Annotated in this window: 23 protein-coding genes and 1 riboswitch; of the genes, 11 read left to right on the top strand and 12 right to left on the bottom strand. The window is 61.3% G+C overall.

Going from position 1 to position 26,632, the window contains the following annotated elements:
• Positions 1-26: 26 nt before the first annotated feature.
• From ACIOJF_RS09495 to ACIOJF_RS09480, 4 genes are read right to left on the bottom strand one after another with little or no spacing between them, the layout of a single operon-like run.
• Positions 27-1,784 (bottom strand): ABC transporter ATP-binding protein, encoded by a 1,758-nt coding sequence (locus ACIOJF_RS09495; RefSeq protein WP_105656131.1) that lies wholly within the window; start codon positions 1,782-1,784, stop codon positions 27-29.
• Between the two features lie 3 nt (positions 1,785-1,787).
• Complete coding sequence (locus ACIOJF_RS09490; RefSeq protein ID WP_105656130.1) at positions 1,788-2,639, bottom strand: ABC transporter permease; 852 nt, start codon at positions 2,637-2,639, stop codon at positions 1,788-1,790.
• Positions 2,639-3,586 (bottom strand): ABC transporter permease, encoded by a 948-nt coding sequence (locus ACIOJF_RS09485; RefSeq protein ID WP_105656129.1) that lies wholly within the window; start codon positions 3,584-3,586, stop codon positions 2,639-2,641. Before ACIOJF_RS09485 ends, ACIOJF_RS09490 begins: the two co-directional genes overlap by 1 nt.
• 33 nt (positions 3,587-3,619) lie before the next feature.
• The gene (locus ACIOJF_RS09480) at positions 3,620-5,140 is read right to left on the bottom strand and encodes an ABC transporter substrate-binding protein (protein ID WP_105656377.1); all 1,521 of its coding nucleotides are present in this window, start codon (positions 5,138-5,140) and stop codon (positions 3,620-3,622) included.
• Positions 5,141-5,327: 187 nt separating this feature from the next.
• On the opposite strand from ACIOJF_RS09480, the gene ACIOJF_RS09475 reads away from it, so the two are divergent.
• Positions 5,328-6,086: a FadR/GntR family transcriptional regulator gene (locus ACIOJF_RS09475; RefSeq protein WP_105656128.1), complete on the top strand. Its 759-nt coding sequence runs from the start codon at positions 5,328-5,330 to the stop codon at positions 6,084-6,086.
• Between the two features lie 60 nt (positions 6,087-6,146).
• On the opposite strand, the gene ACIOJF_RS09470 is transcribed toward ACIOJF_RS09475, so the two are convergent.
• Positions 6,147-6,755, bottom strand: a complete 609-nt coding sequence (locus ACIOJF_RS09470; RefSeq protein WP_105662051.1) for a GNAT family N-acetyltransferase — start codon at positions 6,753-6,755, stop codon at positions 6,147-6,149.
• Between the two features lie 125 nt (positions 6,756-6,880).
• Between ACIOJF_RS09470 and ACIOJF_RS09465 the strand changes: the two genes are divergently transcribed.
• From ACIOJF_RS09465 to ACIOJF_RS09455, 3 genes are read left to right on the top strand one after another with little or no spacing between them, the layout of a single operon-like run.
• Entirely contained in the window at positions 6,881-8,173 is a 1,293-nt protein-coding gene (locus ACIOJF_RS09465; RefSeq protein WP_105662052.1) for a sensor histidine kinase, read from the top strand.
• On the top strand, positions 8,161-8,850 hold the full coding sequence (locus ACIOJF_RS09460) for a response regulator transcription factor (protein WP_105656125.1): 690 nt from the start codon (positions 8,161-8,163) through the stop codon (positions 8,848-8,850). The genes ACIOJF_RS09465 and ACIOJF_RS09460 overlap by 13 nt, the downstream gene beginning before the upstream one ends.
• Positions 8,847-9,710: a hypothetical protein gene (locus ACIOJF_RS09455; protein ID WP_388023505.1), complete on the top strand. Its 864-nt coding sequence runs from the start codon at positions 8,847-8,849 to the stop codon at positions 9,708-9,710. The genes ACIOJF_RS09460 and ACIOJF_RS09455 overlap by 4 nt, the downstream gene beginning before the upstream one ends.
• 86 nt (positions 9,711-9,796) lie before the next feature.
• Here the strand turns inward: ACIOJF_RS09455 and ACIOJF_RS09450 are convergent, their stop codons facing one another.
• The 3 genes from ACIOJF_RS09450 to ACIOJF_RS09440 all read right to left on the bottom strand — a co-directional run bounded on the left by ACIOJF_RS09450 (position 9,797) and on the right by ACIOJF_RS09440 (position 13,438).
• Positions 9,797-10,624, bottom strand: coding sequence for a PspA/IM30 family protein (locus ACIOJF_RS09450; RefSeq protein WP_105656123.1), 828 nt, complete (start codon positions 10,622-10,624; stop codon positions 9,797-9,799).
• A gap of 84 nt (positions 10,625-10,708) precedes the next feature.
• Positions 10,709-11,428, bottom strand: a complete 720-nt coding sequence (locus ACIOJF_RS09445) for an AAA family ATPase (protein ID WP_105656122.1) — start codon at positions 11,426-11,428, stop codon at positions 10,709-10,711.
• Positions 11,429-11,539: 111 nt separating this feature from the next.
• Positions 11,540-13,438 (bottom strand): FAD-dependent monooxygenase, encoded by a 1,899-nt coding sequence (locus tag ACIOJF_RS09440; protein WP_402741571.1) that lies wholly within the window; start codon positions 13,436-13,438, stop codon positions 11,540-11,542.
• A 169-nt stretch (positions 13,439-13,607) separates the two neighbouring features.
• Between ACIOJF_RS09440 and ACIOJF_RS09435 the strand changes: the two genes are divergently transcribed.
• Positions 13,608-14,273, top strand: a complete 666-nt coding sequence (locus tag ACIOJF_RS09435; protein ID WP_402741570.1) for an IclR family transcriptional regulator — start codon at positions 13,608-13,610, stop codon at positions 14,271-14,273.
• A 408-nt stretch (positions 14,274-14,681) separates the two neighbouring features.
• Positions 14,682-15,446 carry a DUF2786 domain-containing protein gene (locus tag ACIOJF_RS09430; protein WP_105662055.1) on the top strand — a complete coding sequence of 255 codons (765 nt, stop codon included), beginning with the start codon at positions 14,682-14,684 and terminating at the stop codon, positions 15,444-15,446.
• Here the strand turns inward: ACIOJF_RS09430 and ACIOJF_RS09425 are convergent.
• On the bottom strand, positions 15,443-16,690 hold the full coding sequence (locus tag ACIOJF_RS09425; protein WP_286134065.1) for an MFS transporter: 1,248 nt from the start codon (positions 16,688-16,690) through the stop codon (positions 15,443-15,445). The genes ACIOJF_RS09430 and ACIOJF_RS09425 overlap by 4 nt on opposite strands.
• A 115-nt stretch (positions 16,691-16,805) precedes the next feature.
• Entirely contained in the window at positions 16,806-17,264 is a 459-nt protein-coding gene (locus ACIOJF_RS09420) for a GatB/YqeY domain-containing protein (protein WP_105662056.1), read from the bottom strand.
• A gap of 109 nt (positions 17,265-17,373) precedes the next feature.
• Between ACIOJF_RS09420 and ACIOJF_RS09415 the strand changes: the two genes are divergently transcribed.
• Complete coding sequence (locus tag ACIOJF_RS09415) at positions 17,374-18,798, top strand: DUF4232 domain-containing protein (RefSeq protein ID WP_402741569.1); 1,425 nt, start codon at positions 17,374-17,376, stop codon at positions 18,796-18,798.
• Positions 18,799-18,810: 12 nt separating this feature from the next.
• Here the strand turns inward: ACIOJF_RS09415 and ACIOJF_RS09410 are convergent, their stop codons facing one another.
• Together ACIOJF_RS09410 and ACIOJF_RS09405 are read right to left on the bottom strand one after the other, a co-directional pair.
• The gene (locus ACIOJF_RS09410) at positions 18,811-20,085 is read right to left on the bottom strand and encodes a carbamoyl-phosphate synthase (protein WP_332595279.1); all 1,275 of its coding nucleotides are present in this window, start codon (positions 20,083-20,085) and stop codon (positions 18,811-18,813) included.
• A gap of 13 nt (positions 20,086-20,098) precedes the next feature.
• Complete coding sequence (locus ACIOJF_RS09405; protein ID WP_105656114.1) at positions 20,099-21,241, bottom strand: peptidoglycan bridge formation glycyltransferase FemA/FemB family protein; 1,143 nt, start codon at positions 21,239-21,241, stop codon at positions 20,099-20,101.
• A gap of 96 nt (positions 21,242-21,337) precedes the next feature.
• On the opposite strand from ACIOJF_RS09405, the gene ACIOJF_RS09400 reads away from it, so the two are divergent.
• The 4 genes from ACIOJF_RS09400 to cycA all read left to right on the top strand — a co-directional run bounded on the left by ACIOJF_RS09400 (position 21,338) and on the right by cycA (position 26,511).
• The gene (locus tag ACIOJF_RS09400; RefSeq protein ID WP_105656113.1) at positions 21,338-21,667 is read left to right on the top strand and encodes a metal-sensitive transcriptional regulator; all 330 of its coding nucleotides are present in this window, start codon (positions 21,338-21,340) and stop codon (positions 21,665-21,667) included.
• A 59-nt stretch (positions 21,668-21,726) separates the two neighbouring features.
• Positions 21,727-22,041 (top strand): heavy-metal-associated domain-containing protein, encoded by a 315-nt coding sequence (locus ACIOJF_RS09395; RefSeq protein ID WP_105656112.1) that lies wholly within the window; start codon positions 21,727-21,729, stop codon positions 22,039-22,041.
• A 56-nt stretch (positions 22,042-22,097) separates the two neighbouring features.
• Entirely contained in the window at positions 22,098-24,356 is a 2,259-nt protein-coding gene (locus ACIOJF_RS09390; protein WP_402741568.1) for a heavy metal translocating P-type ATPase, read from the top strand.
• 228 nt (positions 24,357-24,584) lie between these two features.
• Positions 24,585-24,683, top strand: a riboswitch (glycine riboswitch).
• Between the two features lie 325 nt (positions 24,684-25,008).
• Positions 25,009-26,511 (top strand): D-serine/D-alanine/glycine transporter, encoded by a 1,503-nt coding sequence (cycA, locus tag ACIOJF_RS09385; RefSeq protein WP_402741567.1) that lies wholly within the window; start codon positions 25,009-25,011, stop codon positions 26,509-26,511.
• The last annotated feature ends 121 nt before the right edge of the window (positions 26,512-26,632 follow it).

Genomic DNA, 26,632 nt, shown 5'->3' with positions numbered 1-26,632 from the left:
TGGCCTCTCAAGGAAAATGAGCATTACTAGCGCAGGGCCAGTTCGTTGCGCAGGGACATGGATGAATTCACCAAAGTCCGCGTATACGCATGCTGCGGACTGTCATAGATCTGTTCGGTGGTTCCGCTTTCGACGATCCGCCCTTCATTCATCACCACGACGTTGTCGCAGATATGCCGCACCACGCCAAGATCGTGGGAGACGAAGACGAGGGTCAGATGGTAGTCGTCGACCAAGTCCGAAAGCAGGTTCAGTACTTGGGCCCGGACGGAGACATCAAGAGCGCTGACCGGTTCATCAGCCACCAGCACCCGAGGCTCGCAGATCAGCGCACGAGCAATGGAGATTCGCTGGCGCTGTCCACCGGAGAATTGATGCGGGAAGCGCTCCGCGGCATCGGCCGGCAGTCCCACCGATCCGAGCATCTCTGCGACCATCTTCCGGTGCTTGGCGCTATCCACCTTTTGCCCCGGAACAAGCAAAGGCTCAGCGATAATGTCGCGGACACGCATCCGCGGATCCAGCGATCCCATGGGATCCTGGAAAACGATCTGCAGCTGCTGGCGCAATTGGACCAGATCCCGCTCCTTGGCCCCTGCAACCTCGCTTCCTGCCACACGAACACTGCCTGAGGTGGGTTGGTCCAGACCTGCCAAGATGCGCAAGAGGGTGGATTTTCCGGAACCGGATTCACCGACCACACCGAAACGTTGCCCGGCAGCAACGTCAAAGGAAACGCCTTTCAACGCATGCACCTCCGACCGCTTCCCGAAGAGCGACGAGCGTCCGACAGGATAGATTCGCGTCAGGTCCTTGACACTGATCAACGAGGGCACTTCGGGAGCAGTGTCCCCCGCGGCCTGGTCGTGTTCCCGGAGATCGCTTATTTCCGCGTTTGCTGCTTCCACGACTGGCTGCGCTTCGGCCAAAGGCGGGATGTAGGAAGCGGCCGAAGCCACGGTGAATAACCTGCCGTCGGCATCTGTGGCATTCAGGTCCGAGGCAGCCAGCAGTCCTCGGGTGTAAGGGTGTTGCGGATTGCTGAATACCTCGCCGGTATCGCCTTCTTCAACCACTTGGCCGTTGTTCATCACCAGCACCCGGTCGCAGACGTTGGCGACCACCGAAAGGTCATGGGTGATGAACAGCAACCCGGTGCCGCGTTCTTGGACCGATTCCAAGATCAGATCCAGAACTTGGCGTTGAACCGTAACGTCCAAAGCCGTGGTCGGTTCATCGCAGAGCAAGAGACCCGGGTTATTCGCCAAGGCCATCGCCAGCATGGCGCGCTGTCGCTGGCCTCCAGAAAGCTGGTGCGGATAAGAGCGGGCGGCCCGTGCCGGATCCGGGAGCTTAACCGATCCGAGCAGTTCCACCGCACGAGCCTGAGCCGCTGATTTTGAAGCGACGGTCTTATGACTGGTCATAATTTCCGCGACCTGCGGACCGACTTTCATCAGCGGATTCAATGCGGTCAGCGGCTCCTGGAAGACCATGCTCATATCCTTGCCACGGATTTTCTGCAGTTCCCTGTCAGTTGCCTCGACCAGATTCCGTGGGTGACCCGCAAGCTGGATGGAGCCACTGGCGCTGACACCTTCCGGGAGCAACCCCATAAGGGCGGATGTGGTCATGGACTTTCCGGAACCAGATTCGCCAATCAGCCCTACACGATCCCCCGGATTCATGCGCAGATTAAAGTTCGAGACAAGCGTGCGGTGCTTGGTGCTGATTGTCAGGCCCCTGACATCTATCAGAGCGCCGGTAGTTGTTTTCTTATCCATGGATTACCGATCTCCATTCAGTTTCGGATCGAACCGATCACGCAGACCGTCACCAAGCAAGGTGAAGCCCAACACTGCAACGGCAATGGCGGCGCCCGGCCAAACGGCGAGCATCGGGAAGGTCCCCAGGAATTGCTGGGATTCTTGCAGCATGCGGCCCCAGGATGGGACCGGTGGTGGAGTGCCCAAGCCAAGGAAGGACAGCGCAGCTTCGGCAAGTACCGCAATTGCGAACGATACCGAGCACTGCACCACGACCATGCCGATGATATTGGGCAACACATGGCGCCGGGCGATACGCCAGCTGCTCTGGCTGGATGCCTTGGCAGCCATGATGTATTCGGTGCTCATCACCTGCAGGGTGCCGCTTCGCGCAACACGCGCAAAGCCGGGTATCGAGCCAATGCCGATTGCAAGCATGGCCGTGAATGTGCTGGCTCCAAATACGGCGCCGAACATGATCGCTACCAGCAACGCGGGAAAAGCGAGGAGAATATCAGCGCCACGCATGGTAACTTCCTCGGTGATGCCGCCTCGCATGCCAGCCAGAATACCTAGCGGCGTCCCTATGATCAGGGCGATGCCTACCGCAACCAAACCCACCAGCAAGGTAATGCGCGCTCCGTACAGGATTCCCGAAAAGACGTCGCGTCCGTACCTGTCGGTACCCATCAGATGGGTGACGCTGGATCCTTGCAAGCGATCCTGGGGAACTGCTTGTACCGGATCGAAGGGGGTCCAGACAAAGGAGACGAGTGCAGCGAGCACCACGAGAGCTACGAGGATGCTGCCTACCAGCAGCGTCACGGAGAGTTTGCGACGGGTGCTTGAAGCGGTAACTGGTTCTGCAGACATTACGCGCCCTTTCGAATGCGTGGATCCAGGATTGTGTAGAGCACGTCCACGACCAAGTTGATGATCAAGGTAATCGCGACGAGCACCATGACCACCGATTGCACGGTAAGAAGATCGCGGTTGCCCACCGCGTCGAGCAGCATGGACCCAAGGCCTGGGATCACAAACACCCGTTCAATGACCACCGCGCCAATGATCAATGCCGCCAACTGCACGCTGGTAACTGTCAGAACCGGGATGGAGGCGTTGCGCAGACCATGCTTGATCAGCGATTCAAGCTTCCCGAGGCCCTTGGACCGTGCGGTCCGCAAGTAATCCTCGTTCATCACTTCCATCACCGCCGAACGGACATAGCGAGTCAGGATAGCTCCCTGCACGGATGCCAGAGCGAGCACCGGCAGGACGACGCGGGAAATGAAATCTCCGAAGTCCTCGCCGGGCGGTGTCCACCCGTTGGCCGGAAGCCAACCCAGGCCCACGGCAAAGACGACCACCAGCAGAATGCCGGCGAGGAAGTTGGGAATGGCCACGCCTACCTGGCTGATTCCGCTGACAATGATGCCGCTCGGATTGCGGTGCTTGACCGCCGCGTAGGTGCCGAAAGGAATCGCAATCGCCAGGGCGAGGACCATTGCCAGCAGTACCAGGATCAGGCTGACTTGCACCCGGTCGACAATCAGCGGACTGATATCTTGCCGCGTGACGTAGGATGTGCCGAAGTTGCCGGTGGGCAACCCCAGCGCCCAGTCAAAGTACTGGACGATCAGCGGCCGATCGGTCCCGAACTCGGCTCGCGTTTTGGCCAATAGCTCCGGGGTGGCGTTCACACCCAGGGCAATCTGGGCAGGATCTCCGGGAATTGCTCGCATGAAAAGGAACACTGCAACCGTTGCAATCACATAAGTGACAACGAATCTTGCCAAGTTGATCAGTAATCTAATACCCACGTGATTTTCCCTTTGTCGGTGCGGCTATGGAAGCTATTTCCAGCCGATATTGGTCATATCCAATGCTTCGGTCACGGAGTTGGCCGGAATGCCGGTCACCTCTGCCTTGGCTACCACGATGTTCGGGAAGATGAACAGGGTATCTGCAGCTGCATCATCAACGATGGTGCGAACCACCTTTTTCATGCCATCCACGTATCCGGCTTCGTCGGCAGCATCGGCTTTTGCGGCAAGCTCCTCAATGCCTGAATTGTCGTAGCCCAGGTAGTAGTCCGGGTTGTTGAACATTGCCAAAACATCTCGGCTCTCCACTGCCAGGACGACCGACATCTGGTAATCGTGCTTGGTGAAGACCTCGTCGAGCCAGACCGCGGGGAATTCGGAGGACTCGATCTTAGCGTCGATTCCGACATCAGCCAGTTGCGAGACGACTATTTCAGAGACTGCGGTTGCGTAAGGGCGAGTTGGAACCTTGAAAGTGATCTGCAGGTTCTCGGCTCCAGCTTCCTTGAGTAACGCCTTGGCCTTCTCCGGGTCGTACGGGTAGATATCGTTCAGATCCTCGTAGTACGGGTCGGTGGTCGGAACCGGTCCGCCCACCACCGTGCCGTAGCCGTTCCATGCGGTGTCGACTACAGCTTGGCGGTCGATGGCATACATGACGGCTTGGCGCACGCGCTTGTCATCGAACGGAGCTTTTTTGTTATTCATGGACAAGACGATCTCGCCATTGGAGGTGCCGTCAAGGACCTGGTACTTGTCATTTGATTCGAAACGGGACAGCAGTTCCGGGGACTGCATGTTGTAGACGACATCCACGTCGCCGGATTGAAGTGCATTGGTCGTGGCTACCGCATCGGCGAAGTAGCGCAGTGAGACCTTTTCAACCTGCGGTTTCTCGCCCCAGTAGTCATCGCGTGTCGCGAGTTCGATGGACTGCCCGCGGTTCCACGCATCAATTTCGTATGGCCCAGTCCCAATGGCGGTCGAAGCTAGTTCGTCAACGCCGCTTGGATCGAACATGGCTCCGACCAAGGTGCCCATGTCGAAAAGCCAGGCATTACTCGGCTGCTTCAGGGTAATGGCGACTTCGGAATCACTGAGGACATCGACAGAGTCCACGATTTCCATTTTCGTCTTCAAGCTAGAGACCCAGTCATCGGATTGGACTCGTTCGATACTGAATTTGACGTCATCGGCAGTGAACGCTTCGCCATTGGAAAAGGTTGCGCCTTCGCGAAGCTTGAACGTATAAGTCTTGTTCCCGTTGCTCAGCTCCCACGATTCGGCGAGCAACGGCTGGATCTTTCCTTCTTGGTCGATCTCGACCAATCCTTCATAGACATTGGACATGAGCGCTTGCGGAATAGCAGCGCCTGCAGTCGTGGTGAAGTCCAGATTGACCGGTTCACCAGTTAGCGCGACGGTCACTGAAGTGTTTTCGGCCGAGCCTTCCGACGAAGTCCCGCCTGATCCTGCAGAGCACGCGGTTAGCGCCAGAGAGCCAACCAGCACTGTCGCCGCAAGCCGACTGTAGTTCTTTTTCTCTTTCATGGGATCTCCATCGGTCAACATGTCCATTGAGTGATGTGATCCATACAACACCATATATGCTGATATTTCTACTAAGTTTTCTGGTCTTACCAGTTGTCGAAATATTTGACTGGGGCGGTGCCGCCCCGGAGAACTGCAATACCTTGTCCGCTAACCGTTTCCACTCGCAGCTAAAGGAAGGCCCCAATTGAGCAAGCTAACTTTCACGCCGGCCGTGCCAACATTGACCTACGAGCGAGTAGTGCAACAAATCGAGGAAGCGATTCTGTCCAAGGAAATTGAACCTGGCCAGCACCTTCCCAGTGAACGCGAGCTCATGGTGCAGTTCTCCGTCAGCCGGCCAACGGTCCGCGAGGCATTGCGAGTATTACAGAGCCAAGGCCTCATTGCGTCGCGTCCCGGTAGCCGCAGCGGTCCAGTTGTCTTGCCGGTTTCCACGGATAATCTGGGCAGATCCTTTGCCAATATGGCGCGCATAGCTACCCTCTCACTCTCGGAATTGGTTCAATTCAGAATCGTTCTGGAGAGTTCCGCCTGCCAGCTAGCGGCCGTAATGCATAGTTCCGAGCAATTATCGGTCATGCGCGATGCAGTTGAACGCATGGAATCTGAGGCGGCTGCGGGCTCCGGATCCTTCAACCGAGCCGACCTCGATTTCCACGCGGCCGTATGGGAAGCCAGCCACAACAGCCTGTTGCGGATCTGTGGCGAGGCGGTATCCGGTGCCATCTTGAGCGTCATGAATGACCAGATGAGCCACGCGGACAACGAGTCCCTAGAAATGAAAAAAGTGGTGGCATTGGACCGAGCTATCTTCGATGCAATTGAAGCCAGAGAGCCAGTCACCGCCGGAAACGCAGCCAAGACGGCCATTTCCACGTATTTCAAACCTCGTCTGGATGATGAAGGGGTGCGCGGCGTTGAAGCGCTGACGGAACCTCGCTAATTCACGCCGGTTCCTTATCCCGGTGCCAAAGCGGAGCAAATGCAACACAGCGTCACCGGGTCAGAGCAGTTTGCGCATGATCAGCCGGGGCATCCTGCTGGCCTGGGCGTCGCTGACCCCGACGACCTCGAACCCGGCCTGCTCGAACATCTTCCTGGTTCCGACGAAGGCCATGGTCAGGTCCATCCGCCCTGCCGGATCCACGGGGTAGGCTTCGACCGCTGGCGCCCCGAGGTCCCGCGCATACTGCACTGCGCCTTGGACCATTTCCCGATTCACGCCCTGGCGGCGGTAGCCGCTGCGCACCACCATGCAGGTGATGCTCCAAGCCTCCAGATCATCCACGGGCCTGATGAGCTTGGACTTTTCCAGCAGTGGGATCCTCGATCGCGGAGCGATGCTGCACCAGCCCACCGGTTCCCCTGCGCGATAAGCGATCACTCCCGGGGCAATCGGCTCGGTGCTCAGTGAGCGCATGGCGGCGAACCGGTCCCCTGCGCCTCGTTCCCTGATCTCGACGGCACCGATCCGGTGCGACAAGCACCAGCAATGCTTCTGCCTCCGGCTCGGATTCACTACCGTCGCGAAGTCGTCCATGCGTTCTTCGGCCAGCGGCCTGATCTCGAGGGGCGCTGTTCCTGCCGCCTGCGGATCCTGGTTCGTGTCCATCTGTCCATCCTGCGCTCCGAAAAGCCCAAAGGGCACCCTGGGAGGCAAATTCTTCGGGTTTTCCATAATGAAGAACTCCGGTTCCCTCGGTGTTGGCGCTGACCTGCGCGCTCTAGTGTTGAGGTATGACTTCGACACCTAAGGTTCTACCGGGCACCGCACCTGCCCGTCCCCCGCTGAGATTGGGCATGACGCTGCTGCATATGGCATTGTTCGGGTCTGCCGGCCTGATCCTGTTTTCGCTGCTGCTGGCCTGGCTCTCGGTAGGCGTCGCGCTGACCCCGATCCTCGGTTTGGGCCTGGTCGTCTTGGCCGGAATGGTCTATGCGCTCTTCGGCCTGGCCCGCTTCGAGCTGACTCGAATCAGCAACCTCTACGACATGGACGTCGCTCCGCTGACCTGGCGGCCACGCCGCCGTGAAGGCTTTGGCGAATACGTCCGTTCGCTCGGACGCAATGTGTCCAACGGACGCATGTGGGCGCTGCTGGGAAGCTTGCTCTTCTCCTGCCTGGCCGGCTCGCTGATGCTCACTGCCCTGCAAATGGCCGTGCGTTCGTCCATCGTTGCCTTCGCCCCGGTCTTGCAGGCAGATAGTGCCGACCCGCTGGCAACCGTTCCCGGGCTGTGGGGCTTCCAGACCCCGGTAAGCCAGGCACCTTGGCTGGTGCTGGCGGCGCTGCTGGGAATAGCAGTGGTTATCGGCTTGGTTTTCTTGCACCGGATGGTCACCGTGGGAATCGTCGGCTCTATTGCCCGCGAGAGTGCACTGGTCGAACGCGTGCGCACCACCGCGGTGCAGCGCGAAGGAGCGGTGCGCGCCGCAGAGGTGGAGCGCACCCGCATCGAACGCGACCTGCACGATGGGGTCCAGCCCCGGCTGGTCTCCGTGGCCATGACCTTGGGGCTTGCGCACCAGCAGATCGACAGCGATCCGCGCCAGGCCAAGGAACTGGTGGCCGAAGCCCACGCTTCAACCAAGTCCGCGATTACCGAACTGCGCCAGCTCACCCGCGGAATCTACGCGTCGGTACTCGATGACCGCGGACTGGATGCGGCACTCTCGGCTATCGCAGGCCGCTCGCATATCCCGGTGGGCCTGGATATCCAGCTCAATGGGCGCTATCCGCGCGTGGCCGAAGCGGCGGTGTACTTCGCCATTGCCGAGGCGCTGACCAATGCTGCCAAGCATTCGCGGGCCCAGCGCTGCCAGATCACCGTGAGGGTCCGGGAGCATGAGGGCCAGCAAAGCCTGTGGGCCCGCATCGAGGACAACGGCACCGGCGGGGCGCTCATCACCCCCGGCGGCGGCCTGGATGGAATCAATAATCGGGTGCTCGCCGCCGGCGGCACCTTCAACCTGGACAGCCCCCAGGGCGGGCCAACTGCAGTGGAGGTGAACGTGCCATGCGCGTACTGATTTGCGAGGATTCGGTCCTTCTGCGTGAAGGGCTGGTCAGGTTGCTGGCCCACAGCGGCCACCATGTTGTCGCGGATTTGCCCGAAACCAGCGGGCTGATGGATTTCCTGGACAACTCGTCCGCCGATGATTTCCCGCAGGTCTGCATCCTGGATGTCCGCCTCCCGCCGACCTACACGGATGAAGGCATCCGTGCGGCGCTGGAACTGCGCAAGAAGTATCCAGACCTGCCGGTGCTGGTGCTCTCCCAGTACGTCGAGGAGCGCTACGCCTCGGAACTGATTTCCACCCAGTCCGGAGCGATCGGCTACCTGCTCAAGGACCGCGTTGCGGATGTCAGCGAGTTCATTGCCTCGCTGGAGCAGATTGCAGGTGGTGGAACCGTCTTGGACCAGGAAGTGGTGGCACAGCTGTTGACTCGACGCAATCACGATGACCGCATGCAGAAGCTGACCGACCGGGAACGCACAGTCCTGGCCGCACTGGCCGAAGGAAAATCCAACCAGGCGATCGCCGCGCTGCTCTTCCTCTCGGAGGCCAGCGTAGAAAAGTACATCACTTCCATCTTCCAGAAACTCGGCTTGGAAGCCGACGGAACGGGCAACCGGCGCGTGCTGGCAGCCCTGGCTCATATTGAAACCCTGGGCACCAACCGCACAGACAGGACAGGATCATGACTACCACGCAAACCATGCCGCTACCGCCAAACCCACCGGCGCCACCCAACAACGGCAAGCCGCTGAATATCATCCTCGCGGTGCTCGGCGGGCTGGTCATTCTCACCTTGGTCATCGCCACGGCACGCAGCGCCTTTGCTTCGGTCTCCCGGGAGCATTCGGTCCACGAAGCAGAGGTCTCCGGGGTGACCGCCTTGGAAGTTTCGGCGAGCTCGGGACGCTTCGATCTGGTCTTTGCGGACACCGACAAGGCAACACTTGAAGTCAAAAGCGCCAAGGCCGCGAGCTGGAAGCTGCATCGGGAGCGCAATCGGCTCATCGTCGAAGCCCCGAATGCCTGGGACAACTTCTGCTTCTTCGGCTGCGGATTCGACGACAACGAGGCAACGCTGGTGCTTCCGCAATCCATGGACAACGGAACGCTGGATGCGGACTTCGAGCTGTCCGCCGGATCCTTCAACGCAGTCGGCGCCTACAAGGACCTGGTGGTTGAAGTCGGTGCCGGGGAGCTGAACCTCACCGGCAGCGCGCACACCGCCGATATCGACTTGGGCGCAGGGGAAGCAACGGTGCGCCTGGACAATGTCCGAAGCGCCCGGTTTGATATCTCGGCCGGCGAACTCATTGGCGAACTCTCGGGCACGGCGCCCAAGAGCATCGAGGGCAGTGTCAGCGCCGGCTCGCTGGAGCTGGAACTGCCCGAGGCCACCTACGACCTGCGGCAGAATACGGCCGCCGGATCCGTCGAGAACCTGCTCGCCACCGATCCGAACTCCCCTAACAAGATCACGATCGATGTCTCCGCAGGCAGTGCCACCTTGCATCCAGCAGGCACCGCCCAGGAATCGGTTGGCCGCTAGACCCGGTTCCCACGAAAAAGGCAAAGCGTCCCTTCCCGGATCAGTAGTGATCCGGGAAGGGACGCTTTGGCGCTTGTGGCTAGGACCTAGGCCTGGTTCTTCTTCAAGGCAGCCAGGCGTGCTTCGATCTCGGAAACCTGCGGTGCGCCGGCTTCGATCTGCGCTGCGCCGTCGGCTTCCTCGAGGATGTCCTGTGGGGCGTTGCTGGCCTTCAAGGCTGCCAAGCGCGCATCAACTTCGGTCTCGGCACCGAGGTCTTCCAGCTGCGCGAACTGCGCATCCAGGGAAGAGGCCGCCAGTTCCTGCGCACCGCGGACCTTGGCTTCGTCCTGGCGGATCTGCTGCTCGAAGCGGCTGATCTCGCTGGTCGGGTCGTTGATGTCCAGGGCCTTGAGGGTGTCCATCATCTGGTTCTGGGTCTTGGCATTGCGCGCGCGGGCCACCAGCTCATCGCGCTTGGCCACCAGTTCCTGGCGCTTGGTCTGCATGGTGTTCAGACCGGTCTTCAGCTTGGCCACGACATCACGCTGGGTGGTGATCGTGGATCCCAGGTTCTTGGCGCGCTTCTCGGCGTCCATCTGGCGCTGGATGGCCACCGTGGCCAGCTGGTTGAACTTCTGCTGGTTGGTGCTGTCACCGGCGGCAGAATATTCGTCAGCCTTGTTCGACGCGGCCAGCGCCTTGTTGCCCCAGTCCTTGGCTTCCTGCTGGAACTTGGCGTGGTCGTCCTCGGCCATGCGCAGGTTGCCGATGGTCTGGGCAACCGCCTGCTCGGCCTGGGCAATGTTGTTGGTGTATTCGCGAACCGACTGGTCCAGCATCTTCTTCGGATCCTCCAGAGCATCCAAAGCGGCGTTGGCGTTAGCCTTGCCGATACCGAACATTCGAGCCCAAATTGAGCGCTTCTTGGCCATAGTGCGTCCCTTCGTCTTCCGTTGCTTAAAGCTTAGGGGAATTAGCAGCGCCGCTCTAACCGAAGACCACGCTGCGTCGGCAATCTAGTCATTGAAATGGCGCAGGTACCGTCCCGGGGCATCCAGGAAAAGCCGCCAGTTCCGCACCATGTCCAACTCGTCGTAGTCCGATTCGCGGATTCCCCACTCGCCAATTTCATAGATTCTCGCCTCCGGCAAGGAAGCAAGAATTGGCGAGTGGGTGGAGAGAATCACCTGGGAACCGGAACGCAGCAGATCTGCAATATGCGAGAGCAGCATGAGGCAGCCATTGAAGGACAGCGCTGACTCGGCTTCGTCGAAGACCCACAACCCATTGACATACGATCGCTCGGTGAAGAACTCGACGAAGGATTCGCCATGGCTCTGGAAATTGTGCTTTCCGCGCGAGCCGATGGAGCCCAGATAGGCGAAGTGCCCGTGCATGGTTTCTGCGCGCAAGAACACTCCGGCCTTGGACGCACCGGCTCCGCGTTCCAATTGCAGGTGCGAGGACAACCCGGATTCGGTGGGTTGGGTCTGGTGCATGCTGTTGCGGGTTCCGCCCTCGGCATTCAGCCCAAAGGCCGCTGCAATCGCCTCGACGAGCGTTGATTTTCCCGCGCCATTTTCCCCCACCAGCACAGTCAGCTGGCCCAGTTCAAGGCCCTCGTCAAGCAGTTGCTGCACCGCCGGGATCTGGGCGGCCCAGTCGGAACGATCCATGGGTGCCTTGGGATGTTCGGTGACGCGGCGAACCGGCAGCGTGTCGAAAAGTGCGCTCATGCACCCGAGGCTACCAGCAGCGCGCGACAGCTTGGCGGCAGTTATGCAGGCTTGGCCCCTTGGCCGCACCCATGGTTCAGTCGGGTGCGGCCAAAGAGCCAAGAGGGTTTTCTAGCCGTTGGCCGGAAGCATGTTCCCGGCGAAGAACGCGGCGATCTCCTCACGCGCATCCAGCGGGAAGATCCCGGCGACGTACTGGTCCGGGCGGACCACCACGATGGCGCCGTTCTTGCTGATTTCGCGGTCGCGGAAGATGTCGCGGCCGTGGCCGGCTGCGAATACCTGGTTGATGTCGTGCAGGCCGTACGGGACCTTCAACGGCTGGAAGGCCTTGGGCACATCATGCAGCTCGACCTGCGTATAGTCCTGCTGGTAGATGGCCTTGGTATCGAAAACGGCATCCTCGTCCCCGCCCGCCGGGGTGTACAGGTTGCGCGGCGATGCCGGATCGGCGCTCCACCAAGCGGCGAAGTCGGCCATTGCGGTGCCCTCCAGTGCCGGTGCTGCCGCATCGGCGAAGGCGTAGATGCGCCAGCGTCCGTCAGCCTCGTGGAAGTGGCCCAAGTGGCGCCAGCGGTTATCAGAACGGCGGATGACCTCGGCGGACTTGAAGCGCTTGCCCACCGGGAAGCCCGGGGCCAGATCCTGGTGCTCCAGGCCGGCGGTGATCGGCGATTGGGTGTACTGCGTCATGAACCCGGCAGGGAATTCCTGGGTCTTGGTGTAGTACTTCTCCAGCTCGTCAGGGTCTTCCCAATCGTCCACCGACTTGGCCATCAGGGTGGACCATTCCTTGTCGAAGTCGATCAGGTTCTGCGCGATGACCTTGCGTTCCCCGGCGTAGGTATCCAGCAGCGCATCCGGGGCGCGGCCTTCGAGCACGGCGGCCAGCTTCCAGCCCAGGTTGAAGCCGTCCTGGATGGACACGTTCATGCCCTGCCCGGCCTTGGCCGAGTGGGTGTGGCAGGCATCGCCCATGATGAAGGCACGCGCGCAACGGGTGCCGCGCTCCTCATCGGAAACGTCGTCGAAGCCGTCGGTGATGCGGTGGGCCACCTCGTAGACCGAGAACCAGGCGACGTTCTTCACGTCCATGGTGTACGGGTGGATGATGCGGTTGGCCGTGGCCACGATTTCCTCGACCGGGGTGTTGCGGATGGCCCCGGCATCCTCGGCGGTCAGCTCGCCCAGGTCCACGTAGAAGCGGACCAGGTAGCCGCCCTCGCGCGGGATGAGCAGGATATTGCCCGCGACGTGGGACTGGATGGAGCATTTGACCTGGATGTCCGGGAAGTCGGTGTTGACCATGACGTCCATGACGCCCCAGGCATGCAGGGCCGCATCGCCGTGCAGCTTGTGGCCCAGCGAGCGGCGCACCTGGCTGCGCGCACCGTCGCCGCCAACCAGGTACTTGGCCTTCACGATGCGCTCTTCGCCAGTACGCGGCCCCGCCACGTACTTGATGCGCGCGGACACCGGGTATTCGGCGTCCGGGTCGATCTCGCAGCCGAGGTATTCCACGCCGTAGTCCGGGGTGATTTTGCCCGGCGCGCGTTCGGCGTCACGCAGGAAGTAGTCCAGGATGCGCGACTGGTTCACGTAGATGTGCGGGAATTCGCTCATTCCGGTGGAGTCGTCGGCAGCACGCGAATGGCGCTTGATGTTCGCCGGGTTCTCGGGGTCCGGGGTCCAGAAGCACATTTCGACATTGCGGTAGGCCTCTTCGACAACCTCGTTGGCGAAGCCGAAAGCCTGGAAGGTTTCCACCGAGCGGGCCTGGATGCCGTCGGCCTGGCCGACGTCGAGCCGGCCCGGGCGCATCTCGATGGCGCGGGCGTTGATGCTCGGGAAGCGCGAGAGCTGCGCGGTCACCACGGCGGCCGCCGGACCGGTTCCAACGATCAGCACATCCATTTCATCGGGAATTTGCTCGGCGCGGTCGATGCCGTAGCCGGCCGCTTCCTTGACCCGTGGATCCCCGGAAACGTATCCCCTGTGGTGAATCTGCATAATGTGGCTCCCCTATCGCTGTGCCGCTGAACTTCATTGTCTCTATAATTGCGACACTGTTCTAACTATAGAAACAATCGTAGCTTTCACGTAGGCTGTAGGCAAGACGTGGATCACACCGGGAACAGCACGGCAGGCATCTGCGCAGGCCAGATGGAATGATTGGAACATGAGCAAAACCACCGAAGGCGGTTCGCAGACCCTGGGCCGCGGGCTAGAGGCACTGACCCTGATCGGGGAATCCGCGACGCCGCTGAGCGTCTCGGAACTCGCCGGACTGCTGGGCGTGCACCGCTCCATGGCCTACCGGCTGGTCAAGACCTTCGAGCAGTACGGTTTCGTGGAACGCAATCCTGCAGGCGAGCTCGAGTTGGGAGCCCGCCTGGGCGCGCTGGCGCGCAACGTCGCCAAGTCCCTGCAGGCCGCGTCCGCACCGCATCTGGCCACCGTCTCCGATGAGCTGCAGATGACGGCGCTGCTTGTCGTCTTCGATGGCGAGGCAGCCGTTACCCTGAGCACCGCAGAACCCCGGCTCGCCGATGCCACCGTAGCCCAGCGCCCGGGCACCCGCCATCCGATCGACAACGGCGCACCGGGACGGGTCATCCGTTCCATGCTCAATCCCCAGGAGCACCCGGCCAAGGACTTCGAATTCAGCCATGACGAAGTGATCCCGGGACTAACCTCGATTGCCGTTCCGCTGGTGCTCCCGCAGGGCAAGCCCGCGGCCATCGCCGTCATCTACCCGCCACTGGAACGCGATCGCAACCACATTGCAGCCGTGCTTACGGCCGCCTCGGCACGCATCTCGGCAAGCCTGGGCATCCGCTCGTGAGCGGTACCTGCCCGCACGCTGCGCTAGCTAGGCGGTGCAGGCCTCATTGGAGCACCCCGCATCACGCGGACGGTAGGTCTGGGTTCCTTCAACCTTCTCCCACACTATGTGGCGGTGCTGCCCGCAGCGATCGCATGAAGGAGCCAGGTACGTGGCCCGCTCTTCCATGGTGTATGCACGAAAATCACCCATCACAACCTCCGATGACCAGCCGCGAAGCGAAGTTCGCGGGCCTGCTGGACCTGCTTGGTGCCTTCACTCTACGCGCGGTTTGCACAACCGGCTAGGGTCCACTGGCGGCAGTTACCCACAGCCCCTCAAGCAGGGCTCTGCACCTCGTGGCAAACTAATGCAGAGAACCGGATATGACCGCTTCGCCACCGCCGGACCGCTAGCAAGGAAGAAGCCATGAGCACCTCTGAGCAAAAGCTGCAACGCTTGAAAGAACGCATTGCCCTATTGCTGAACAAGGCCGAGAACACCACTTTCCCGCACGAAGCGCAGGCCTTCCAGGAACATGCCGAACGGCTCATGGTGCGCTATGGCATCGGCCGTGCGGAACTGGATGCCGACTCGGCCCACCGGGGCAAGAAGAAGGAAGCCATTATCGAGGAGCACTTCGATATGCGCGGCGTCTACCGCCTGGGACAGCGCGATGGCCTGTCCGCTGTGGGCCGGGCCTTCCGCACGGTGTCCATGCTGCAAAGCAACTACTCGACCTCGTGCAGGCTGTACATCATCGGCCATGAATCGGATGTAGCTACCGTCAAGAATCTCTTCGCCTCCTTGGTTGTCCAGGCGACTGCCGCCATGGCCCACTGGTGGGCACAGGAGGGCAAGCTCTACGCGAACTGGTACACCGATTCCGAGAAAACCATTGAACGCCGCGAATTCCAGCGCAGCTTCTACCTGCAAGTCGCTTCGCGCATCGCCATCCTCTACCAGGAAGAAAGCGTGCACAGCGGCAGCGGGACCGAACTGGTCCTGGCCAGCCGCAAGGAACAGGTCGACGAATTCGTCAGCAACCAATATCCGTTCCTGCGCCGCAGCAGGAACCGCGCCGCAGCCGGAAGCGCCAATGCCTCATTGGCCGGACGGGTCGCAGGAAGCCAGGCAGATCTCGGTTTCGACAAGCACGTCGACTCAGCCGCGACCGGCGAAGTCGCCAGCTAGCGCACTTGCTCTAGTTGCGTGTCCTCGATGTAGCGCGGACGCCCGGCCATGATGCCGACCAGGGTCTGGAAAACGATCAAGCCGGCAATAAGCCACATTGGCGCAACCCATGAACCCGAAGTTTCGTGCAGCACCCCGACCAGGAACGGACCGGGGAACGCCAGCAGATAGCCCGCAGACTGGCCGAAGGTGGAGAGCTTCGAGACACCCGCGGCGGTGCGGGCCTTCAAGCCGATCATGGTCAAGGCCAGCGGGAAGTTCGACCCGCAAATGCCCAGCAGCACCGCCCACAGCACCGCTCCCTGGACCGGAGCAAGCAGCATGCCGATGATGGCGATGATGCCCACGGCACCGTTGAAGATCACCAATGGCGCCTGGTTCGAGAATTTGGCAGCGAGCGCCGGCATCACGAAGGACAAAGGCACGCCCACACCCAGCAGGATCGCCAGCAGGGATCCAGCGAATGCCGGCGAGACTCCCAAGTCGATGAAGATCTTGGGCAGCCACCCCATGAAGATATAAGCCACGGCGGACTGCCCGCCGAAGAACAACGCCACCCACCATGCGGTGGCGTTCTTGCTCATCGGCCCGATGCCGGCCGCATCATTTGAGTTACTGGCAAGATGCTGCTGCTGGGCTGCGATTTGGTTGCGCATCCCGAAGTACACCAAAAGCCACAGCACCAGCGCCAGCAAGGCCAGAATTGCCCAGAATCCCAAGCCCACGCGCCAGTTTCCGCCGAGCATCTGATTCACCGGCACGGCGACCCCCGCAACTCCGGAAGCACCCAAGGCAACCGCCGTAGTGTAGGCGCCGGTGACAATCCCGATCTTTCCCGGGAACCAGCGCTTGACCAGTACCGGCATGAGAATGTTGCCCACCGCGATGCCCGCAAGGGCCAATGCGGTGCACAGCAGGAAGAATCCGGTCCCCGGAGCCACCGCGCGCAGGGCAATGCCCAACAGGACAGCACCCATGGCTGAGGCCACCACTAGTTCCGGTCCGCGCTTCCCGGCCAGCCGTGGCGCCAAGGGACCCAGCAGCGCGAAGCACAGTGGAGGGATGCCGGTGATCATTCCGGCCACGAAGCCATTCATCTGCAGGTCGCCAATCACCAGATCAAGCAGGGACCCCAAGGAGGTGACGGCAGGACGCAGGTTCAGCGAGGCCAGGATGATGGCAAGGATCAGCAGTGCGCCAGAGCCCTTGGACAGGGTGGCGCGGTTTTTCGGGAAGTCAGGCATGGTATCCACAGACTATCTGCTTCAAAACCCGGATCCCATCCCCGTTGCCTGGACTACGGCAACGGGCCGCCCCAAAAGTTGGACGGCCCGTGCCGAATGAAAAGTCCAGTGTTGGCTAGCCCAGTTTGGCGCGCACCATCTGGGAGACAGCCTTGCCATCGAAGCGGCCAGCGATTTCGGCGCCGACCAGCTTCATGGCCTGGCCCATGTCCTTCATGGTCAGGTCGTGATCGGCTGCAAGTTCGGCCATGATCCTCTCGACAATGTCCTGGGCTTGCGCTTCGTCAAGCATCTTGGGCAGGTACGTGGAGATGAAGGCGGCTTCGGCCAATTCGCGTTCAGCCAATTCGGTGCGGCCGTCCTTGGCGGCCAGGCCAGCAGTTTCCTCGCGGTTGCCGACTTCCTTGCGAAGCAGGTTCTCGACATCCTGGTCGTTGAGCTCGCTGGGGTTCTTTCCGGACTTTTCCTTGGTGCCGATGGCACTGAGGATATTGCGCAGGGTCGTCTTCTCCAGCTCGTTGCCGGCCTTCAGATGGGCGATGCTGTCATCGCGCAGGCGATCTTTCAAACTCATGGGAACTCGCTTTCAATACGTGTGCTTGAAATTTTACTCGCATTATCCGGTTATCGTTTTCCGGAGTACCAGCGGTCAAGCATGAGGTCGCATTTGATACAGTAGCCAGATGAATTCACTGCGCGCTGGAGCTAGCGTCATCGCACTGGCTCTTATCGCAGCCATCCTGGTGATCTGGCAGCCATGGAATTCCTGCGACGCGCCCGATGAAGTTTGCGATTTCGTTGCAGCCGTCGAGGACCGGGACGGGGTCCTTGGCGTCCAGATGTCCTCCGAGGTCATGGATCACGATGTCTTGGCCGCACCGGATCTGTCAGTTGACCTGCAATTCGTGCTATCGGATCAGCTCGATCCTGCACAAGCGGAAGTAATCGTGCGGGAGATGGCACAACAGATCCAGGCTGGGGCCCATGCCCTGAGCTTGCGGAACATCGACCTGGCCTTTGTCGCCGGTGAACCCCAGAATATCCCAGGCTCAAAGACGAAAACCTACCCACTGGAAGTCTCCGACAATTTTTCGCACTTTGGAGGCGAAGAGCAAGCGAAGCCTGGTCTTCTCGGTGAGAGGGCTTCATTCGCATTCCGCCTACGCGGGCTCGGCGCGGCAAGTGCGGCTAACTACTCGGCCACGGCGTTTAATTTGGAGCAGCTGCTGGCGCTGGGAAAATTCGCTGCACAGGCCAAGCACCCCACCGATTTGGCACTAGCAGATCGATCCGTGCGCTATTCGCCCGCGAATCGCACTGATATTCCCGAGCTCCAGCTTCTTATCGAGGCGGCCAAGCGAGGTGTCTTCGAGAGCGCCAGCATTGACCATTCCGGATTGAACCTGGTCCTCGGCAACGAGGCGCCAGCAGAGGCGGAAAAGGAAACCCGCTTATGGCTGGAGCGGCATGGTCCCTTTGGCGAGCCCATGCCCTACAAGCTGGCATCGCCTCGATACGAGGTCCTTGCTGAAGGCTGGGTTGGAAACAAGAAACCACAATGGCTGATTCCCAAGCCTGTGGTTCTTCCCGACAAGGTCAAAAGCTGGCCAGCGAATCAGCCAGCTCCGTTGTGCGCAGAGGGGGACTTGGAAATAGCCCTCGGCGCACCCGATGCAGCTGCCGGTTCACGGTACATGGCGGTCTACGCCAAGAACATTTCTGCTCGCTCGTGCGCGTTGCAGTCCTACCCGCAGATCGATTTCCTCAACGAGGCCGGCGATGCCCAGCCGGATATCGAGCTGCAGCCCGAACCGGATATCCTCCTTGAACGCGTTGCCATCCCTTCCGGCGAAGCGGTGATTTCGACGCTGGATTGGAATGCCATGTCAACGTCCCAGGATCCGGATGAAACCGTTGCCCTGGTCATCGCCGCAGCCAAGGGGATGAAACCGGTCCAGCTCGCACCCCAATACGATGGCCAGCCGACGTCCCTTGACATCCTCGACGGGGCGCAGGTCGCCCAAAGCCCCTGGGTCCAGGCGCGCGACGGGTGGGCAATTCCTGGAGACGCCTTCAAACCGCAACCACCGGCCACTCCTAGGCCCTAGGCCTGGGCAATCCTACTGGGTGCGCGGCGGGAACGCCTTGAACTTGCGGTAGTGGTTGGCCGCATTCAACAGCAGATAGAGCTTGCGGCGAGGGTTCTTCTCGGCTGCGAACTTCAACGGGTTCGAGACCTTGCCTGCCTTGAGCAGTGCTTCTGCCTTGCGGCCGGTTCCGCTGTCCAGGAAGCGGCGCAGCAAGTGGTGCGGCAGCACGGTGAATAGCCGCTGGCGCGACAGCTGCAAGACACCTGTGCCGGTGTCCACCACCGCGTCGGTTTCCGGGTTCGACTGATCGAACTGCGCGCCGAGGAACTCGGTGACATAGAAACGGGCCGGGTTCACCCCGGCTGCGGTCAGGTAGAAGTGGTTGCGGCCCAGGCGCGGGTTGATCTCGAAGAATTTGATCTGGCCATCGCGGTGATCGTATTTGGCATCGATCATGGCAATTCCGCGCCAGCCCAGTTCTTCGAGCATGCGCGCGCCATCGGCGGCCATCGCATCGTTGCGACCGGTGACAATGGCGGCCGAATTGCCCAGCACCAGCGGGGCATGCTCCTCGATCACCACTTCGCCGTAGCCGGCGAAGATGACCTTTTCTTCCTGGGTGGCGAAGTAGGTGCACAGGCGCATCGCGTCATCTCCACCCGGAATGTACTCCTGGAAGATGTACCCCGAGTCGTAGCCGCTGCCATCGATTCTGGAAACCAGGGCTTCGAGGTCGGCGCGGCTGTCGATAGTGTGGATCTTCTGCTTGCCCTCGAACTTGGCGGCGATCCAATCCGCGGAGCTCGATGGCTTGCCGATGACCGGGTAGTCGAAGGAACCTACAAGCGAATCCAGCGGGGTTCCCGGGTAATACACGGCGGTGCGCGGATGGGCGATGCCCAATTTTTCGGCGAGCGCGTAGAAGTTCTCTTTCAGTGCCGCACCCTCGATGGTTTCCAGCTGGGGGTACGGGATGACGTACTGTTCCTCAAGCTGCTCACGGTTCTTGGCGATCAGCATGATGTGGAAGTCCAGGGAGCCGAAAAGCATCAGCGGCCGATCCGCCGCGGCCTTCAGCTCATCGGCCAGCTCGACCAGGGCCGCGACTACGCGTCCCTCGTCGGCCATGGAGCCGATGGGGCGCAGTTCGATGGCTACCGAGTGCTCGATGACGCCGTTGCCGGCAGCCGGCAGAACCACCGAGCGCACCCCGTAGGCCTCGTAGAATTCGCGCGCCAAGGTGTAGGTGCCGATGTCCCCGCCGAGGATGACCGGGACAAATGGCTGGGTTGGATCGATTGCCAAAGTGGTGTTTTCCCTACTTCTTGCGCCAGTTCATGTATTTTTCGAAGGCCCACGCCAGGGGCTTGTTCAGCGCCAGGTCCCACTCGCCGTTGGTCTGCACGATGTCGCAGCCGGTGTTGGTCTTGAACTTGGTCAGCCCCGAGAGGTGGTGCTCCTTGTCCAGGGTCGCGCTCACGCCGCCCTGGTCCAGATAGCGGCAACCTGCCTCGATGGAATCGATGACCATGTGCTGCATGATCGCCTTCGGCGCGAACAGCTTGCGCTGCTCCGAGGAGGAAGCGCCGTACAGGTACCAGGCCAGGTTCGAGGAACGGATGACAATGGATGCGGCCAGGTCCACGCCTTCATTGCTGGCGATGTACAGGGTGCAGGAGCCCGGCACCGCTTCGTTGAGCACGGTGTGCATCTTCTCGAAGTAGCCCAGCGGGCGGCCGGTGAAGTCCTGGCGATCCGCGGTGTGGTTGTACAGGGCATGGAAGCGGGCCATGTCCTTGGTCTGGCCGACTTCGATTTCCAGGGTGCTCTTCAGCGCCTTGCGGGTCTCGTTGCGGGTGGTCGCCGAGTAGCTGGCCATGACCTGGTCCACGTCCAGCTGGTTGCCGTCATCATCTTGCAACGCCACGCGGGCCACGAATTCCGGCTGGCCCGCAGCGAAGTCCAGTCCCACATCTTCTTTGGAGAAGCCCATTTCCAGCAAGGCGTCATTCAGCGCTAGCGCGGTGCCTGAGGTGCTCTGGGTTTCAAGGTCAGCGAGCTGGGTGAACCCTTCCTTGCCCAGGTTCTTGCGCACCGCGGCGGCACCCCAGGTGCGCACGGCCAGTCCCGGGCCCATCTTCAGCTGGAATGCGCCACGATTCTTCAGGTAGGCGGCCAGCGGCTGGATTACCTGTCCAGGAGCATAGGTGCCGAAGTCGATGACCGGGCCATCGGGGATGTAGGCGAGGGTCTTCTTGATGACCGGGGCTGCACGATGCAGCACCAGTGCCGCGCCTACCAGCTCGTCTTCCTCGAACCAGCCGAGGGATTCACCGCGCCAGCCGCCCTTGACCTGGGCCCATTCGGGACGCTGCAGGAAGCTGACGTCTTGGGCGGTCTCAAGGAATGATGAGTGCTCGGTGCCGGAAATCGGACGCACATGAAGTTCGTTGTGGCTCACGGGTGAAATCCTACCGTGCTTCCCTCTCCGGCTGGGGGATGCTGGATACCCCCAGGGGGTACTTGACTTAATACCCCTAGGGGGTATGATCGTTATATGGATACCAACCACACGCCACATGAAACAGCTGAGCACCACGGCTATCACGCGGATAAAAGCGCCTTGGAACGACGTCTGAAGCGCATTGAAGGCCAGGTGCGCGGAGTGGCCAAGATGGTAGATGAAGACAAGTACTGCATCGACATCCTGACCCAGATCTCCGCTATCAACGCGGCATTGCACAAGGTCAGCGTGCAGCTGATCGATGACCATATCGGCCATTGCGTGGTTGATGCGGCCAAGTCATCCATCGAGACGGGTGATCCATCCATCGTGCAAGACAAAATCGCCGAGGCCACGGCCGCCATCTCCCGTTTGGTGCGCTGAGCGCGCCCCAACGGACCCATTTCCAATTCACACAGAATTCATCGAAAGAGAGCAAGATCATGAGCCACAACTGCAATTGCGGATGCTCCTCGGAAAAGAACTCCAACCAGGGCCTGCAGATCATTCCCCGCGAGCAGAGCACCCCGCTGACTAGCCATGTGGAAATCAAGATCTCCGGCATGACCTGCGGCCACTGCGTATCCTCTGTCACCGAGGAGCTCAAGGAGCTTGATGGGGTGCAAGAGGTGGAAGTGTTCCTCGATGCGAAGGGCGTGTCCACCGCCAACGTCACCACCAGCGCAACCGTAAGCGAAGAGAGCATTCGCAATGCCATCGACGAGGCTGGTTACACCGTCGAAGCAATTAACGCCTAGCCGCAAAAAAGCCAGGCACCAAGCCACAACGGCAAGAAAGTGCAAGGTCGTAAATCATGACTTCCCATGCCCCGCATGAAACAATCCCCGAATTGCGCACCGTCGATCTGGACATCCAGGGAATGACCTGCGCCTCGTGCGTGAATCGGGTGGAACGCAAACTCGGCAAGCTGCCCGGTGTCAGCGCGACGGTGAACCTGCCCCTGGAAACCGCCAAGGTCCAGGTCCCAGCCGATGTCACCGATGAGGCACTGATCGATACGGTGCAAGCCGCCGGCTATACCGCTTCCCTCAAGCACCCGCCCAAACCCGCCGGTTCGGATCACCAGGGACACGGGGAGCATGATCACGGCGGGCACGAGCACATGGTGCCCAACCACCTGCTGCGCCGCCTGCTGGTCTCCGCGATCTTCACCATTCCGCTGTTCATCATTTCCATGATTCCCGCAGCGCAGTTCCCGCATTGGGGTTGGGTCGCCTTCGCGCTGGCCACTCCCGTGGTCTTTTACGGCGCCTGGCCTTTCCACAAGGCAGCGGCCGTCAACGCACGGCACCTGGCCTCGACCATGGACACTCTGGTTTCCCTCGGTGTGCTCGCGGCCTACTTCTTCTCTGCAGTGCAGCTGATCCTCGATCCGCAGCTGACCGCCCATATCGGCATGTCCATGTCCGAGCATGCGCTCTACTTTGAAACTGCCGGCGTCGTGGCCACCTTGCTGCTGCTGGGCCGTTTCCTGGAGCACCGCGCCAAGTCCTCGGCATCCGATGCGCTGAAGTCCTTGCTGAACCTGGGCGCCAAGGATGCAGTGGTGCTTCGCGACGGCGCGGAAGTGAAAATCCCGGCCGGGCAGGTGCAGGTCGGGGACCATTTCGTGGTGCGCCCCGGCGAGAAGATCGCTACTGACGGCGTGGTCATTGACGGCGCCAGCGCGGTAGACACCTCGCTGCTTACGGGCGAATCGGTCCCGCAGAAGGCCGGGCCCGGCGATGAAGTCACCGGCGCGACCTTGAATGCCTCGGGCCGGCTGGTGATCGAAGCTACCCGCGTTGGCGCGGACACCACCTTGGCCCAGATGGGCAAGCTGGTCTCCGAAGCCCAATCGGGCAAGGCGCCCATTGCCCGCCTGGCTGACCGGATATCCTCCGTCTTCGTGCCGATCGTACTGGCCATTGCGCTGCTCACGTTCGTGACCTGGTTCTTTGCCAGCGGCGATCCCTACCAGGCGTTCACCGCTGCGGTCGCCGTGCTGGTCATCGCCTGCCCCTGCGCATTGGGCCTGGCGACCCCGATCGGCTTGCTGGTCGGCACCGGACGCGGCGCGCAGCTGGGCATCCTGATCCGCGGGCCGCAGGTCCTGGAAGATACCCGCAAGCTGGACACCATCGTGCTGGACAAGACCGGCACCGTGACCACCGGGGTCATGGCCCATCAGGGCACCCGGGCCATCGACGGAGTCGATCCCGATGAGGTCCTGGCCTTGGCCGGTGCCGTGGAACACCATTCCGAGCATCCGATCGCCCAGGCCATCGCCAAGGCCGCAGCCGGCTTGGGCCCGCTGCCCGAAGCCAGCGACTTCGATTCCGATCCGGGCGGCGGCGTGGTCGGCACGGTCAACGGGCATCGCGTTGCCGTAGGCCGCTTCAGCTGGCTCGAAGCCCAGGGCGCGTCCTTGGATGACTCCGCCAAGGCCATGCTCGCGGAAGCCGAGCAGGCCGGCGCGACCGCCATCCTGGTCGCGGTGGACCAGCAGTTCCAGGCAGTGATCTCGGTGGCGGACAAGATCAAGGACAGCTCCGCAAAAGCTATTGCCGAACTCCAGGAGCGCGGCCTGCGCGTGGTGCTGCTGACCGGCGACAACCAGTCGGTGGCTACCGAGGTTGCCGCCCAGGTAGGCATCAAGGCCGAGGACGTATTCGCCGGGGTCTTCCCTGCCGGCAAGGCCCAGGCGATCACCTCATTGCAAGAGCAGGGCAAGGTCGTGGCCATGGTGGGCGATGGCGTGAATGACGCGCCAGCACTGGCGCAGGCCGACCTCGGCATCGCCATGGGCTCGGGCACCGATGTGGCCATCGAAGCCGCGGACATCACCCTGATGGGTAACGACCTGCATCAGGTCACGCAGGCCATCGACCTGTCGGCCCGAACCCTGTCCACCATCAAGATGAACCTGTTCTGGGCTTTCGCCTACAACACTGCCGGCATTCCGATTGCGGCCCTGGGCTTGCTGAACCCGATGATCGCCGGAGCGGCCATGGCAGCCAGCTCGGTGCTGGTGGTACTGAACTCGCTGCGGCTGCGACGGTTCGGGAAGTAGCCCTCCGTACCTCCCCACGCGGGGCATCGGTTGAACCGATGCCCCGCTTTGCCGCATCCATGCCCTTGCTTCCCGAATCATTACGAAGCGGAGAATCCCCCATTTCGCCAGCCACTTTCCACGATTGGCGTGGCCAAGCGGTTATCCGGGGCCCGAAGTGTGAAATTGCGACTTGCACCACGTTCATTTTTCTGCGCATACTGTGATGGCAATCACCACATATGCCGTTGATGCGTGGCGGGAGAGATCCGCTCACACCATGGGCGGGCGCCGTAGGAGCAATTTCCTCCCCGGGAAACTCTCAGGCACCTGTACCGCTACGAACAGGCACCTCTGGAAAGCAGCCCAGGTTCGTCCGGGCTCACCGAAGGAGCAAGCTTCACCCAGTATTCGGGTGGAAGTGAAAACTCTCAGGTTGTAATACAGATTGGGGAGGGACCAAGAACCGTGCCGCACCGAGCGCACCAGTTTCGAGGGACTCACCGTGGCATTCGCAGCAACTGCTCTGAGCGCAGCATGCAGCGCAATGCCCAACTGGAATCCTTCCTAGTCGGATGCGTTCTTCAAAGCGAGCAGCTGCTCTCCAAGCCTTCAGGGCTTGGGGGCAGGAGCGCTTCGAGGCGTCACACCACACTCCTGGAAGGCAATCAGCATGAGTACCACCAGTTCTGGCCCCGCACTCGAACGAGGGCTCTCCAATCGTCACATCCAGCTGATCGCCATTGGCGGCGCCATCGGCACCGGCTTGTTCATGGGCTCCGGCAAGACCATCTCGGTCGCCGGCCCGTCGGTCATCTTCGTCTACATGATCATTGGCTTCATGCTCTTCTTCGTCATGCGCGCTATGGGCGAGCTGCTGCTGAGCAACCTCGAATACAAGACCTTCGCCGACTTCGCCGGGGATCTGCTGGGCCCGTGGGCGGCGTTCTTCACCGGCTGGACCTACTGGTTCTGCTGGGTAGTCACCGGCATTGCCGACGTGGTGGCCATCGCCCACTACGTCGCCTTCTGGTGGGGCGACCTTCCGCTGTGGATCCCGGCGCTGGGCTGCATCGCACTGCTGCTGGTGCTGAACCTGGCCACCGTGAAGGCCTTCGGCGAAACCGAATTCTGGTTCGCGCTGATCAAGATCGTGGCCATCGGCGCGCTGATCGTGGTCGGCCTGGTCATGGTCATCACTGGCTTCGAGCACGACTCGGCCACCGCTTCCTTCTCCAACCTGTGGACCGAAGGCGGCATGTTCCCCACCGGCTTCATGGGCTTCGTCGCCGGCTTCCAGATTGCGGTGTTCGCGTTCGTGGGCATCGAGCTGGTCGGCACGACCGCAGCGGAAACCAAGGACCCGGAAAAGACGCTGCCCAAGGCGATCAATTCGATCCCCATCCGCATCCTGTTCTTCTACGTCGGAGCCTTGATCATCTTGATGACCGTGGAACCGTGGAACCTGTTCTCCGCCGAGCAGTCCCCGTTCGTGGGCATGTTCGCCCTGGCCGGCTTGGCCGGTGCGGCAGGCATCATCAACTTCGTGGTGCTCACCTCCGCGACCTCCAGCGCCAACTCGGGGATCTATTCGACCTCGCGGATGCTGCGCGGCCTGTCCATGGAAGGCGATGCGCCGCAGGGCTTCGCCAAGCTTTCCAGCCGCAAGGTGCCGAAGAACGCACTGATGTTCTCCTGCATGTTCCTGCTGGCAGGCGTCGCATTGCTCTACAGCGGCGACTCGGTGATGGGCGCCTTCACCCTGGTCACCACCGTCTCGGCCCTGTGCTTCATGTTCGTGTGGACCATCATCCTGCTCAGCTACCTGGTCTTCCGCGCACGCCGCCCGCATCTTCATGATGCTTCGAAGTTCAAGGTGCCCGGCGGGGTTGTCATGCCCTACGTGGTACTCGGCTTCTTCGGCTTCATCCTGTGGGCACTAACCACCCAGGCCGATACCTTCAGCGCCCTGCTGATCACCCCGGCATGGTTCCTGATCCTGGGCGCAGGCTACCTGTACATCCGCCGCAACCCCCAGCACCAGGCACTGCGCGCCGCGCACCTGGCCAAGGTGGCGCACGAACGCTATGAGGCCTCCACCTACCGTGATGCGGAATCGTTCGCCAAGCGCGAAGCGGAAACCGCCGCACAGGTTGCCGAGGACATCCGCCAGTAGCCCGAGCACTTGACAGGTCTCTCGATCAGGCCCCGGCATCACCAGATGCCGGGGCCTAACTGCATAGTCGCTGGGATCGCTAACGCAATAGCCGGGGTCGATGCGATCATGATGGCAGGCA

The organism is Glutamicibacter sp. NPDC087831 (genome assembly GCF_044742845.1).
GTDB lineage: Bacteria > Actinomycetota > Actinomycetes > Actinomycetales > Micrococcaceae > Glutamicibacter.
This window is presented reverse-complemented; position numbering and strand designations above follow the sequence as displayed.

Coding starts and splice junctions, on each gene's coding strand:
- ACIOJF_RS09495 (WP_105656131.1), bottom strand. CDS start 1,784: ATGGATAAGAAAACAACTACCGGCGCTCTGATAGATGTCAGGGGCCTG.
- ACIOJF_RS09490 (WP_105656130.1), bottom strand. CDS start 2,639: ATGTCTGCAGAACCAGTTACCGCTTCAAGCACCCGTCGCAAACTCTCC.
- ACIOJF_RS09480 (WP_105656377.1), bottom strand. CDS start 5,140: ATGAAAGAGAAAAAGAACTACAGTCGGCTTGCGGCGACAGTGCTGGTT.
- ACIOJF_RS09470 (WP_105662051.1), bottom strand. CDS start 6,755: ATGGACACGAACCAGGATCCGCAGGCGGCAGGAACAGCGCCCCTCGAG.
- ACIOJF_RS09465 (WP_105662052.1), top strand. CDS start 6,881: ATGACTTCGACACCTAAGGTTCTACCGGGCACCGCACCTGCCCGTCCC.
- ACIOJF_RS09460 (WP_105656125.1), top strand. CDS start 8,161: ATGCGCGTACTGATTTGCGAGGATTCGGTCCTTCTGCGTGAAGGGCTG.
- ACIOJF_RS09455 (WP_388023505.1), top strand. CDS start 8,847: ATGACTACCACGCAAACCATGCCGCTACCGCCAAACCCACCGGCGCCA.
- ACIOJF_RS09450 (WP_105656123.1), bottom strand. CDS start 10,624: ATGGCCAAGAAGCGCTCAATTTGGGCTCGAATGTTCGGTATCGGCAAG.
- ACIOJF_RS09445 (WP_105656122.1), bottom strand. CDS start 11,428: ATGAGCGCACTTTTCGACACGCTGCCGGTTCGCCGCGTCACCGAACAT.
- ACIOJF_RS09440 (WP_402741571.1), bottom strand. CDS start 13,438: ATGCAGATTCACCACAGGGGATACGTTTCCGGGGATCCACGGGTCAAG.
- ACIOJF_RS09435 (WP_402741570.1), top strand. CDS start 13,608: ATGAGCAAAACCACCGAAGGCGGTTCGCAGACCCTGGGCCGCGGGCTA.
- ACIOJF_RS09430 (WP_105662055.1), top strand. CDS start 14,682: ATGAGCACCTCTGAGCAAAAGCTGCAACGCTTGAAAGAACGCATTGCC.
- ACIOJF_RS09425 (WP_286134065.1), bottom strand. CDS start 16,690: ATGCCTGACTTCCCGAAAAACCGCGCCACCCTGTCCAAGGGCTCTGGC.
- ACIOJF_RS09420 (WP_105662056.1), bottom strand. CDS start 17,264: ATGAGTTTGAAAGATCGCCTGCGCGATGACAGCATCGCCCATCTGAAG.
- ACIOJF_RS09415 (WP_402741569.1), top strand. CDS start 17,374: ATGAATTCACTGCGCGCTGGAGCTAGCGTCATCGCACTGGCTCTTATC.
- ACIOJF_RS09400 (WP_105656113.1), top strand. CDS start 21,338: ATGGATACCAACCACACGCCACATGAAACAGCTGAGCACCACGGCTAT.
- ACIOJF_RS09395 (WP_105656112.1), top strand. CDS start 21,727: ATGAGCCACAACTGCAATTGCGGATGCTCCTCGGAAAAGAACTCCAAC.
- ACIOJF_RS09390 (WP_402741568.1), top strand. CDS start 22,098: ATGACTTCCCATGCCCCGCATGAAACAATCCCCGAATTGCGCACCGTC.
- cycA (WP_402741567.1), top strand. CDS start 25,009: ATGAGTACCACCAGTTCTGGCCCCGCACTCGAACGAGGGCTCTCCAAT.